Origin of the sequence: Phyllobacterium sp., assembly GCF_037994425.1 — a bacterium.
Taxonomy (GTDB): domain Bacteria; phylum Pseudomonadota; class Alphaproteobacteria; order Rhizobiales; family Rhizobiaceae; genus Phyllobacterium.
In genome coordinates, this window is sequence record NZ_JBBNAM010000276.1 from 1 (window position 1) to 11,419 (window position 11,419).

Annotated in this window: 11 protein-coding genes; 1 reads left to right on the top strand and 10 read right to left on the bottom strand. The window is 58.7% G+C overall.

Features of this window, described 5'->3' with window-relative positions; translation table 11 throughout:
- From AAAB35_RS19100 to AAAB35_RS19140, 9 genes are all read right to left on the bottom strand, one after another.
- Window positions 1-229: isocitrate/isopropylmalate family dehydrogenase (locus AAAB35_RS19100; RefSeq protein ID WP_340669865.1), on the bottom strand; the 229-nt coding region annotated here is incomplete at its 3' end.
- Window positions 226-1,278: an AbrB family transcriptional regulator gene (locus AAAB35_RS19105; RefSeq protein WP_340669866.1), complete on the bottom strand. Its 1,053-nt coding sequence runs from the start codon at window positions 1,276-1,278 to the stop codon at window positions 226-228. The genes AAAB35_RS19100 and AAAB35_RS19105, both read right to left, overlap by 4 nt.
- A gap of 80 nt (window positions 1,279-1,358) precedes the next feature.
- Window positions 1,359-2,774, bottom strand: coding sequence for an MmgE/PrpD family protein (locus tag AAAB35_RS19110; RefSeq protein ID WP_340669867.1), 1,416 nt, complete (start codon window positions 2,772-2,774; stop codon window positions 1,359-1,361).
- Between the two features lie 156 nt (window positions 2,775-2,930).
- On the bottom strand, window positions 2,931-3,656 hold the full coding sequence (locus AAAB35_RS19115; protein ID WP_340669868.1) for an FCD domain-containing protein: 726 nt from the start codon (window positions 3,654-3,656) through the stop codon (window positions 2,931-2,933).
- A 148-nt stretch (window positions 3,657-3,804) separates the two neighbouring features.
- Window positions 3,805-5,523 carry an iron ABC transporter permease gene (locus AAAB35_RS19120; RefSeq protein ID WP_340669869.1) on the bottom strand — a complete coding sequence of 573 codons (1,719 nt, stop codon included), beginning with the start codon at window positions 5,521-5,523 and terminating at the stop codon, window positions 3,805-3,807.
- A 6-nt stretch (window positions 5,524-5,529) separates the two neighbouring features.
- Window positions 5,530-6,579, bottom strand: coding sequence for an extracellular solute-binding protein (locus tag AAAB35_RS19125; protein ID WP_340669870.1), 1,050 nt, complete (start codon window positions 6,577-6,579; stop codon window positions 5,530-5,532).
- Window positions 6,580-6,594: 15 nt separating this feature from the next.
- Entirely contained in the window at window positions 6,595-7,659 is a 1,065-nt protein-coding gene (locus AAAB35_RS19130; RefSeq protein ID WP_340669871.1) for an ABC transporter ATP-binding protein, read from the bottom strand.
- Window positions 7,660-7,861: 202 nt separating this feature from the next.
- Entirely contained in the window at window positions 7,862-8,776 is a 915-nt protein-coding gene (locus AAAB35_RS19135) for a lipid kinase (protein ID WP_340669872.1), read from the bottom strand.
- 263 nt (window positions 8,777-9,039) lie between these two features.
- Window positions 9,040-9,921 carry a LysR family transcriptional regulator gene (locus tag AAAB35_RS19140; protein WP_340669873.1) on the bottom strand — a complete coding sequence of 294 codons (882 nt, stop codon included), beginning with the start codon at window positions 9,919-9,921 and terminating at the stop codon, window positions 9,040-9,042.
- Window positions 9,922-10,053: 132 nt separating this feature from the next.
- Here AAAB35_RS19140 and AAAB35_RS19145 point away from each other — a divergent pair, with 132 nt between their 5' ends.
- Entirely contained in the window at window positions 10,054-10,947 is an 894-nt protein-coding gene (locus tag AAAB35_RS19145) for a polysaccharide deacetylase family protein (protein WP_340669874.1), read from the top strand.
- A 275-nt stretch (window positions 10,948-11,222) separates the two neighbouring features.
- Here AAAB35_RS19145 and AAAB35_RS19150 read toward each other — a convergent pair.
- A partial coding sequence (locus AAAB35_RS19150; protein ID WP_340669875.1) for a hypothetical protein occupies window positions 11,223-11,419 on the bottom strand: 197 nt, incomplete at its 5' end.

Sequence of the window (11,419 nt, forward strand, 5' to 3'; positions counted from 1 at the left end):
CGATCGGCCCGAGAATGAAGCCGTCCATCCTTGCAAGCGTCTCCATCGTCCCCTCCGGAAAGGTCGAGCCATGTGTATCGAGCGCCGTCCGTCCAATGGGCATGGGCCGCCAGTCGATCCTGAGGCCGGTCCTGGCAGCAGCGGCACGGGTGACCTCTACGGCCGCCGGGACAATTTCATGGCCGATATCATCGCCATTCAAGATGCCGATCGTGAGGTGGGTTGTCATTTTAGCGGTCCTTTCGTTCGGATGCGGGCATCAAGCCGGCGCGCAACAGATTCAAACAGTCTCAAGGAGAGGAGGATCGTCGTCATGACGACCGCGATGCGGGTGATCTGGAATGCCGTCACCGTCGTCGCATCAAGGTGCATCGCCGTTGCCGTCAGGACCATTTCGGTCACGCCCGCGGGGGCGACGGCAAGGAGGCTGGCAACAAAGGTAAGGCCCGTCGCGGCGGACAAGAGCCAAGCGATGGCCATGGCCATGGCGAGGAGGAATGTCGTCGTTGCAAATGCGCAGAGCGTTACCCGCGACAATTGCCCGAGGAGCGACCGGCGAAAGCGGCAGCCAAGCCATATGCCGATGACGATTTGTGCAATGATGAGGACCGTTGACGGCACGCCATAGGGACCGAAGCCAAACCCGGCGACCACACTGCCGGTCAGGGCGGGAATGAGTAACCAGGAGTTTGGTATCTTCAGCGGACGGGCAAAGTAACTTGCAATAGCTGCGACAACAAAGAGGACGATGAGCGGCAGCGCTTCGGCTCTGAACGGGATTGCGACCTGGCTGATCCCGCCATCTTCACCGAAAATGGCAACAAGGAATGGCACGACCGTGACAATTGACGTGACGCGGATGAGGTGAACGACGGCGACGGTGTCGCTGTCGGCGCCTTTTTGATGCGCGACCACCGCCATCTCCGCCAGGCCTGCGGCAGCCGTGGCAAAGAAAGCCGTCTTCAGGTCAAGCGCGGCGAGCCTTCTGATAATGAGGGCTGCAACCATCGTCGCAAGGATCATCAAGATCGTCGCACCCAACATGAACGGCAACATGGCGAGCGTGGCGACAACGACGGCCGGGATGAACCGCAACCCTATGGCAAGCCCAACTGCGACTTGCCCGAGTTCGCGCCCGTAGGGCAGGGCCGAAACCGGGGCGCCGAGCATCGATGCACCGGCGCAAGCAAGCAACGGACCGAGGAGATAGGGGAGCGGCATCGCGACTATTGTGGCCGCCGCCGCCCCCATCACACCAATCAGCACCGCGAAAGCCATTCGCGATGCGGACCGGCTAAACAGCCCCGGGCCACCCCAATTGCCTGTTGTACCCCAGTCCGGCATTTCTCGTCTTGCGATCAGCCGACAGAGATCAGGCGCGCGGTCAGCCCGTCCAGTGACGTCAGATTCTCCAATCCGCGCACCAGCTCGACGATCTCCTCGGCCCTCGAGCGCGCCATGCCAGCAAACTCGGCATTCTCACGGAATTTGCCAGCGACTTCGTCATAGTTCATGGGGAAGGCCGGGCTTCCCTTGCCGAAATCCGCACGTCCGGAAATCGTCCGACCGTCCTTGAGGTGTATGTCGATCAGCGTCGTCATCAGGTGATAGCCTGCTGCCTCGGCTTCGTCGTCGATCACGAAATCGACCTTTTCGATCATGGCCTTGACATCGTCGCGCTCGACTGCCGCATCGGTGAATTCGTTAAGGCCGGCACGGCGATCAAGCAGCAGGATGGCCATGCAGAACTCCATCGAGAATTTGGCCTGAAGTTCGTCCTTGGGGCGGTGATGGATGAGCGCATTCGGCATGTTCGAGTTGGTGCCGACGCGTACGCGCTCGACATCCTCGGCGCGGATATCATGTTCCTTGATGAGGCGCAGCATCTCGGTCATGCCGGGATGGGTGAGCGAGCCCGATGGATGCGGCTTGATCGAAACGCCAGGATTGGCAAAGGTCCAGGGCGCACCAAGCTTGTTGAAAATCGCATTCGGATCGTAGCCACCGCCCGCCGCGGAGAAAAAGCCACGCGGTGCTTCGAGTATGCGGGCAGCGGCGGTCCAGCCCAGGGAGGCGAACTGTGCAGCAGCGACACCGCTTTCGGAAGAACGTCCGGCATGGAATGGCTTCGTCATCGTACCGAAGTTTTCGCGCAGACCGGCAGATTGGCTGCCGGCAATTGAAAGTGCGCGCTGCGTCGTCGGCACGTCGAAACCCATCAGCTTTGCACTTGCAGCGGCAGCAGCAAAGGTTCCGCATGTCGCCGTGGCATGGAAGCCGGTCTGGTAATGGCGCGGCGCGATCGCCTCGGCGATCTTGCATTCGACCTCAACGCCGAGATGGTAAGCCAGCATGAAATCCTTACCCGAACCCTTGATGAGTTCGGCAACGGCAAGTGCCGCCGGCAGTGCAGGCGCTGTCGGATGGGTGAGGAGCCCGTAGACACGGTCCTTTGCGACAGCCAACTGGGTATCGTCATAGTCGTCAGCATGAATGCCGACACCGTTGGCAAAGGCGGCAAAACGCGGTGCGACCTTGCGGCCGCCACCGATGACGGTCGCCGCCCCATCGGCAAGGCCGAGGTCGTTGAGATGCTGTCTGACGAGTTCACCGCTCTTGGCAACCGAACCCGAAAGAGCCAGTCCGAAACCATCGAGTATCGATTTCTTGCCAAGTTCAATGACTTCGCCTGAAAGGTCATCGAATGTCGTGTCGACAACGAAACTGGCGACATATCGCGTCAGTTCTGCTGGTTCCTGGTGGTTCTGGTCCATACTCAATCCTCTGCTAGATGCGTGGCGCGGGTCGTTATCGCATTCGACCATGCGGTCAGGATTGTTAATTGTCAACAGTTTTGTGTTTGCAAAATGATGAATGAAGCTGCGTTTGAAAACGCGGGATGTGCTGCTGCAGAGCTGGCCCGGATTGCTTTATTTTTTCGCCGGCGCTGTTTGAGCCGAAGCGGCGCCAGGCTGGCCCGCCTGCCGCGTGCGAACAATCCCATTGAGGATGTGGGTGCGGGCAGCAATGAGGCTGCGGACCGGATCGCGTGCCTCCAGCGCATCCACGATGGCGCGGTGCTCTTCATTTGATATGTGCAGAACGTCATGGCTGGAAAGGGCACGGTAGCGCTGGATGTGCAGTTCACGCACGAAGCTCTGGTATATCAGCTCAAGCCGGTTATTGCCGGCCATATGGGTGATCTGCTTGTGGAACTCGAGATTGACGGGATAATAGATGTGCACATCGCCAAGCTTGACGATCTCGTCCATTTTCGCCAGCAACGATCGCAAAACGGCAATCTGGGTGTCGGTGATGCGCTCGGCCAACATCATGGCCATGCAGCCGAAGACACCGGCTCGCGCTTCGGACAGATCCTGCGCTTCGTCGTTACTGAGAGCACGGATGAAGAACCCCCTGTTGGGGATGATTTCTATGAGGCCCATCGCGGCCAAGGCACTGCAGGCCTCGCGGATAGGACCCCGGCTTACGCCAAGGCGTTGCGACAACCCGTTTTCGTTGACCCGTTCGTTCGGCTTCAATTCACCGTCGATGATCATCCGTTCGATTTCGGCCTGCACGACATTTGCGAGCGATCGCGTGCGAAGGAAGTCGATCGCGGACAAGTTGTGCGGTACGTTGGTTGTATCTGTCATGAGCAAGCCATTGTGACGGGTCTATTAATCGGATCCAAAGTCAATCCTTCCGAATCTCGCTGCCAAACCTCGGTTTAGCAGCAAATCTGATCGTTGGCGACCCTGCTGACCGGTTGGGTCTGTTGCAGGCCCGGCGTCTGGGACGCCTCTAACCGCGTGCATTCATTTGCGAACCACCAAGGACCGGGACCCGGTTTGCAACGAATACCACGGCAAAGGAGGCAACGAGCAAAATGATGCCGAGGACACAGATCGCTCCAAGATCGCCGCTCTCGTTGAGGTCATAGATGATGACCGAGACGAGTTTGGTGTTTGCAGTTGTCAAAAGGATCGTCGCCGATAATTCGCGGATCGTCCCGACGAAAACGAAGCACCATGCGGCCACGACGCTTGTCCGCAGCAGGGGCGCGGTGATGTCCCACAATGTTCTAAGCCTTGAGGCCCCCATGATACGGCCAGCTTCCTCGAGTTCAGGATGGACGCCGGCGAATGCCGACGACATCTGCTGGTAACCCGCCGGCAGCTCGATGGTCATGAACGCGATCAAAAGGATCCAGATCGTCCCGTAAAGCTGGAAGGTCGGATTGGCGTAGCTAAGGAACAAGCCGACGCCAAGCACGATCCCGGGAATAGCCACCGGCGCGGTGGCAAGGATACCGAGGTAGCCCGCCCCCGGAACCGACTTGCGCGTGACAAGATAAGAGACGATCAGCGCCATGGCGGTGACCGCGGTTGCTGTCAGAAATCCAAGCAGGAATGTATTGCGCAAGGCAAGCTGGGTCGCCGAAAACTCGAACAACACGAACTTCCAGTGGCTGAGGGTCAGTGTGTTGAAATTGATGGGATCGCCAACGGTGCCAGTAAAGGCTGTCTTCAAGATGGCCAGGTATGGCAAGAGGATGGTGAGGCTGAGAATACAAAAGACAAAGCCGACGGCCACCCACTTCCAACGGCCCAGGTGCGTGACGCGGGGCGTGCCGCTCTTTCCGCCGAGAACCGTATAGCCCTTGCGTCCCAGAATGGCCTTCTGGGTACGAAGGAGGATGACGGTGATGATGAGAAGCGGCAGGGCCGCGGCAGCGGCAAGGCCGAGCCGGGGAGGAAACTGAAACAGGCTCCAGATCTTGGTTGTGATCACGTGAAAGCCGGCAGGCAGGGCAAGAATGGCGGGCGAGCCAAACATCGTGAGCGCCTGAAGAATGGCGATGAGCGTGCCTGCGAGCATGGCCGGCAAGACCAGCGGGATCGTCACCTTGCGCAAGGTCGTCATGGACTTGCCACCGAGAATGGAAGAGGCGTCCTCAAGATCGGATGGCACCTTGTCGAGCGCGTTGGCAACGAGCGTGAATACATAGGGAAAAGTAAAGCAGGCAATGGCGAAGACGAGCCCGCCGAATGTGTAGATGTTGACGAGATACCGGGAAGAATCGAGTCCGAAGGCGCTTCGATAGAGGATGTTGACAAGGCCGCTATTGGGGGCAGCCAGAATTTCGTAGGCGATGGCGCCGAGGAAGGGCGGGGTGACGAAGGACGCTGTCACCAGCATCCTTATGATCCGCCGGCCGGGAAGGTCAGTCCTTGCCACGAGCCAGGCCATCGGCGTGGCGATCAGGCAGGAGAGAATGCCGACCGCGAGCGCCATACCGACAGCCAGTCCGTAGGCCCGCAGCAAAGTCGGATCGGCGACAAGCGCGATGAAATTGTCGAGCGTCGCCCCGCCACCGGTATCGCTGCGGAAACTGTAGAAGGCGAGCCAAAACAATGGCAGCAGAACCAGAACGCTCAGGACAAGGGACAACAGAGCGAAGGTGGGCCATGAAAGGTCGATGCCGCTGCGCCGACCCTGAACCTGAGCGATACTGGTCATGATCAATTACGTCCCGAAATACTTTTCATAGTTGGCTTTGATCGTTTGAATTTCTGGCTCGAGCTTCGCCGGATCGGAATGGAGAATCTTGATCTTGGAGAGCGGTGTGCGGCCTTCCTTTTCCTTCACGTCAGGATGGAAGGATCGCAGCCCGCCAAAATCGCTGTTGAGCTGTTGCGCATCAAGCGAGAAAAGGTAGGCATAAAAGAGCTTGGCGGCGTTCGGATGGGGCGCCTGCTTGAGCACGGCAGCGTTGCCGACAGCAAGCGGCGTGCCTTCGTCAGGATAGACGATCTTGATCGGCTTGCCCTCGTCGATGAGACGGAACACATTGTACTCATTTCCGTCGATCTCGAGAGCGCGCTCGCCCTGGGCGAGCTTCTTGGGCGGCTCGGTCGAGGATTGCACCTGCATGATGTTCTGCTTGCCGAGCTTCTCGAAATAGTCCCATCCGAGCAACTGGCTGAGCACGAAGGTTGACGTCATGACCGTGCCGCTGTAGCCGGGATGTGCCTTGACCATCTTGTCCTTGTAGCGTGGATCGATGAGATCCGCCCAGGTCTTCGGCGCCTCTTCGTCCTTCATCAGGTCGCTGCGATAGGCTATGACCGAAAGATGTGCGCGGTAGGCAGCAAAGTTGCCATCCGGATCGCGTTCGTCAGCCGGCCACTTGTCAGCGACCTCCTGCGGCACCATCGGGGTGAGCCAGCCCTGACGCTTGAAATACTCAAAATGCACCGCGTCCGACGTCTCGATCACATCGGCATTATAGATGCCGGTGGAATACTCCTGTCCGATCCGCTGGAACACCCGCTCGGATCCGGCGCGCTCGACCTGCACGTCGATGCCCGGATACTTTGTCTTGAAATGCTCGGCGAGTTTTTCTGCGACCGCCACATCAGTGGCGGTGTAGAACACGACCTTGCCTTCCGCCTTGGCCGCAGCCTCGAGCTCAGGCGTGATCTGGTAGGGTGCCGGGGCCTCGGCCCGGGCCGCGACGGATGACGCCACAAGTCCTGAAGCCAAGAGCGCGGCAGACAGCGCTTTCTTCCACATGCGTACTTTCCTCCCTTATTGCGCGAGCGCCCGGCATTTCTCTGGCGGGAAATGCAGCCAGACCTCCTGGCCGACCGGGATCGCGACGTTGACCGGTGCGACGGTGCGCACCGTTTCTCCACCTGCGATGGAAACGAGGTAATCCCGGTGCGAACCGAGATAGATCTGCCGCGTAACGGTGCCGGTAGTCGTATTGGTATTGGCACCATTGGGCTTGGTCGAAATTTCAATATCGTGATGGCGGATCGAGACAGCGGCCTTGCCCGAAGCGTCAGCGGTGCCGTTGCCACAGCGCAGCACCAGTCCGGCCTGACAAAGCACGCTGTCCTTGTCGCTGCGCGTTCCGCTCAGGATATTGGTGCCTCCGATGAACCGCGCGACGAATTCGGTGGCGGGACGCTCATAGATGTCTTCGGGCGAACCCGCCTGTTCAATGCGGCCGTCATTCATGACCACGATGATATCGGCCGTGGTCATGGCTTCGGCCTGATCGTGCGTCACATAGACCGTGGTGTAGCGGAACGCGTCGTGCAGCCTGCGAATTTCAAAGCGCATCTCCTCGCGCAGATTGGCATCGAGATTGGACAAGGGCTCGTCGAGAAGCAGGATCTCCGGCTTGATGACAAGCGCGCGTGCCAAGGAAACGCGCTGCTGCTGACCACCTGAAAGCTCACCGGGATAACGATCCGCGAGGGGCAAGAGTTGTGTGGCCATAAGGATCGTTCGAACAAGATCCGCCACCTGCGATTGCGGCATCCGGCGCAGCTTCAGCCCATATGCCACGTTTTCGTAAACGGTCATGTGCGGCCAAAGCGCATAACTCTGGAAGATCATCGACATGTTGCGCGCTTCAGGCGGCACCGTTTCATGGGCGGATGACACAGTCTTGCCGCCGACCCTTATTTCGCCGCCATTTGCCGGCACAAATCCGGCAATGAGCCGCAAGGTGGTTGTCTTGCCACAGCCGGATGGGCCAAGTAGGCAGACAAGTTTGCCCTTGTCCACCTGCAGATTAACGCCTTTGACGACTGTCAGGCTGCCGTATCTTTTCGTCAAATCGTCTAATTCCAGGAATGCCATCAGACCTCCCAAGTGTTTGCGGAAACTGGCCTCCCGCTTTCCAGTGGCTGGATCAACGTAGGCAGCAAATTGCAAACTGTCAACAGATTACTATTCGAAGGTGAAATGCTGCCGCGCCAACTCTTTGGTGTGAAGATTTCTTATGGGAAGTTGGATCCGCGGCGTTCGCATGCAGTCTATCGAGGCGACGCGATTGAACGCATCAACGCTGAGCGACTGGCCTCTTGGCCGGGGCAAAAACGCGGATTGCCTTTGCACGCATGCGGAAATGAGCCGGCGTCCAGGTTGTCAAATCGCCATCGGTATTGACGGCACGCGGCTTTTTCGTCTTCACGATGACGTCCGTGGTCTGGAAGGCCCGTACGTCGTCCCATCGACCATGCGTGCCTTTGCGCAGACTGGGCAGCAGAGCCAGTAATCGCCACCAGTGATCAACCTCAAGGCTATAGAAATCGAGGCGCCCATCATCGGCAGTGGCCGTTTGCTCCACGGTCATCCCGCCGCCATAGTGCCGGCCATTACCAACGGACACCTGCATCGTCCTGATCTCCTCGACGGATCCGTCATGTTCCACATGGGCGGTGAACAGGCGTGAGCGCGCAAGTATCCGCGCGGCAACGATGGCATAGCCAAGCTTCCCCCAGCGCTTCTTGGCCTCCTCGGTAAGCTCTTTAGCGAGCTCCGCGCTGAACCCGATGCTGGCGACATTGAAAAACAAGTGGCCGTTGACTTCACCAAGATCGATGGGGCGCGGCGTCACGGAGCCGATCAATCTCGCCGCCTCGACCGGGTCGGCCGGGATGCCGACTGTTCGAGCGAAATCATTGGCTGTGCCGAGAGGCAGAACGCCAAGTGGTAGACCGGTCGCCACCAGACCGGCCGCCGCAGCGTTCAACGTGCCGTCGCCGCCCCCGATGATGACGCAGTCGCAAGACTGTTGCATGCGCACGATCACGTTCGAAAGGGATTCACCATGTTCAGGGGCGGCATCGATAAGGTTCAAGCCTGCCGACTCCAGCACCTTACGCGCGGGTGCAACCGGCCTTCTACCGCTGCGGGCATTCGGATTAACAATAAACAGTGCGCGCTTGCCTGCCGTCATGAATGCTGCTTTCATTACCTCGAATCGCGCTTACGAGGAACTGTGCCGGTAGCGTCGCCCTCGTTTGGTCCGGTGAGAAGCCATATGGGAGGCATTCGGCCTCCATCAAAGTGCCAACACCGTAAGCCACGGATTTTATTTAGATACATATTTGATCCGGAATTGTAATTGCTCTTACCTTCCATATCATCGACTGGCGTTTTCTGGGGGCTCGGGTCGGTGGAGCACCATGTAGAACTCATCGACGAGCGCAACGGCCGAGCATTGAGAATAACGGCTCATTCTTGAAAAAGATTTTGCGCCATGAAATCGACGAAGACACGCAGCTTCGGCGAGATGTGCCGGCTTGACGGCCAAAGCAACCGGAACGGCCCGGAATGTTCGCTATAGTCACCAAGCACAGTGACGAGCCTGCGTGAGGCAAGTTGCCTGCGGATTGCGAGGTCGGGCAGGCAAGCGATGCCCAGCCCCTGCTCGGCCATGTGGATGAGGGGCTCGATCGTGTTGGCGACCGCGGCCACAGGCAAGGCAATGTCGTGACGCCTGACGTCGATGGGCCATGGCTCGAGCTTGCCGCTGGTGGCGTAACGGTGGTGCAGGCAGGCATGACCGGCAAGGTCTGCCGGCTCGAGCGGCGTGCCTCTGCGCGACAGATATTCGGGTGAGGCGACGAGAATGAGCCGGAATGTTCCCACTAGCCTGGTCATCAGGCGGGAGTCATTGATCTCGCCAGCACGCAAAACGGCGTCGAAACCCTCCTCAATCACGTCTACCAGGCGATCTGAGAAATCGAGATCAAGCTCAATCTCGGGGTAGGTTCGCATAAAGGCCGTGACCGCCGGCATCATCAGCATACCGACCAGTGGCAGGCTTATGCGCAGCTTTCCACGCGGTGCCTTCTGCGTTTGGGCTATCTCCATCTCGGCAGCTTCGACTTCGTTGAGTATGCGCCGGCAGCGCTCGAGGAAGAGGGCACCCTCCGGTGTCAGCGTAATCGTGCGTGTCGAGCGATGGAAGAGCCTGACACCGAACCGGGACTCAAGTCGCGCGACGGCCTTGCCGACCGCCGATGATGAGACGCGAAGGTGCCGACCGGCGAGCGTGAAGCTGCGGGTCTCGGCTGCCTGGACGAAGACGTGAAGAGAACCGAGACTGTCCATTGGTTGCACCCATAAAGGACTATTGTGTCCGAAGTATTGGGAACTCTATCAATATTATCCGCATTGGCGAAGCGAATTATCTTCTTGTCTGCCGGGCTGTCCTGGGCCCGCAGCATTCAAGTGGAGAATCTCATGTCACAATTTGCCAAAGCTCCGATGCAACACGATCGCTTCAACTACTCGGCCATTGTGGATCGCCCACCGCTCCGTTGGCCCAATGGCGCGCGTCTTGCCGTCTGGGTAGTGCCAAACATCGAGCACTTCCTGTTCGATCGGCCGTCAAGCTCGCTCGTCGATTTCACGACGGGCTTTGTTCCCGACGTTCTGAACTATTCATGGCGCGATTTCGGTGCCCGTGTCGGCATCTGGCGGCTCATGGATATAATGGACAAGCACGGGATAAAGGGCACGGTTGCTCTCAATTCAGATGCCGCCACTCACTATCCCCGCATTATCGAAGCCGGCCAGACGCTTGGCTGGGAATGGATGGGACACGGCATGACAAATTCTGTCATGATCAACGGCCAGAGCGCGGAGGAGGAGGGGCAAATCATCAAAACCGTCATCGGAACGATTGAACAGGCTACGGGCCAAAGGCCCCGCGGCTGGCTAAGTCCGGGGCTCACCGAATCGCAGCGCTCTCTCGACTTGTTGGCCAAAGCCGGCATTGATTATGTCGCCAACTGGGTCAATGACGAGCAACCCTATCCCATGCGCGTGAACAGTGGGAGAATGCTTTCGATACCATATTCACTGGAAATCAACGACTTTGCCGCGTTTCTCTTGCGGGGGCAGACCGGGGAGGAATTTGCCCGCACGATCTGCGATGAATTCGACGTCCTTTACGAGGATGGTGCAACGACAGGGCGTGTAATGGCAATCGCCCTCCACCCTTTCCTGATCGGGCATCCGCATCGCAGCAAGTATCTGGACAAGGCGCTTGCCCATATCACATCACGGCGCGAAGTCTGGATTGCCACGGGTGGCGAGATCGCTGCCTGGTACACCGCCAATTCGAACACTTGACGCGCACGGGTCTGGTACGCTGGCTAGCCCAAGCAGTTATTTTGCGGTTTTCCCCGTTATCCACTTCCCCCATGAGGGTGATTGGTCGATTTCTTATCAGCCTGTACCATCAGTCCCGTGCAAGGCAGAGTCCACCTCCCGACCTTGTGACCCCGCGAGGGCGTCGCTGGCCTTTTTGCCCGCCAGCGGCGCCCCTTTCGACTGAAGCCCGCCTCCTGCGGAGGAGCGAAGGCTTCGAAGGTCTTTCTGACGAATAATCTTGCGCGCGGGCCCTCCTATACGACTATAGAGAGGCGCGTCACCCCAAGCTTCGCAATAAGCGTTGTCGCGCCCCATTGCAGCGGCAGGCAGCGCTCGCGTACCCCAGCGGCACAGCCTGGTTTGGGGGAGTGTGACGGGTAAGCCTTCCACTTCAACAACTGCTGCATCGGTATTTTGCCTAAAGCGTTGCTGGTGTTGGCAGGTTTTGACA

Excerpts from the sequence above, each read along its gene's own strand:
- AAAB35_RS19105 (WP_340669866.1), bottom strand. The coding sequence starts at position 1,278 with ATGGCTTTCGCGGTGCTGATTGGTGTGATGGGGGCGGCGGCGGCCACA.
- AAAB35_RS19110 (WP_340669867.1), bottom strand. The coding sequence starts at position 2,774 with ATGGACCAGAACCACCAGGAACCAGCAGAACTGACGCGATATGTCGCC.
- AAAB35_RS19115 (WP_340669868.1), bottom strand. The coding sequence starts at position 3,656 with ATGACAGATACAACCAACGTACCGCACAACTTGTCCGCGATCGACTTC.
- AAAB35_RS19120 (WP_340669869.1), bottom strand. The coding sequence starts at position 5,523 with ATGACCAGTATCGCTCAGGTTCAGGGTCGGCGCAGCGGCATCGACCTT.
- AAAB35_RS19125 (WP_340669870.1), bottom strand. The coding sequence starts at position 6,579 with ATGTGGAAGAAAGCGCTGTCTGCCGCGCTCTTGGCTTCAGGACTTGTG.
- AAAB35_RS19130 (WP_340669871.1), bottom strand. The coding sequence starts at position 7,659 with ATGGCATTCCTGGAATTAGACGATTTGACGAAAAGATACGGCAGCCTG.
- AAAB35_RS19135 (WP_340669872.1), bottom strand. The coding sequence starts at position 8,776 with ATGAAAGCAGCATTCATGACGGCAGGCAAGCGCGCACTGTTTATTGTT.
- AAAB35_RS19140 (WP_340669873.1), bottom strand. The coding sequence starts at position 9,921 with ATGGACAGTCTCGGTTCTCTTCACGTCTTCGTCCAGGCAGCCGAGACC.
- AAAB35_RS19145 (WP_340669874.1), top strand. The coding sequence starts at position 10,054 with ATGTCACAATTTGCCAAAGCTCCGATGCAACACGATCGCTTCAACTAC.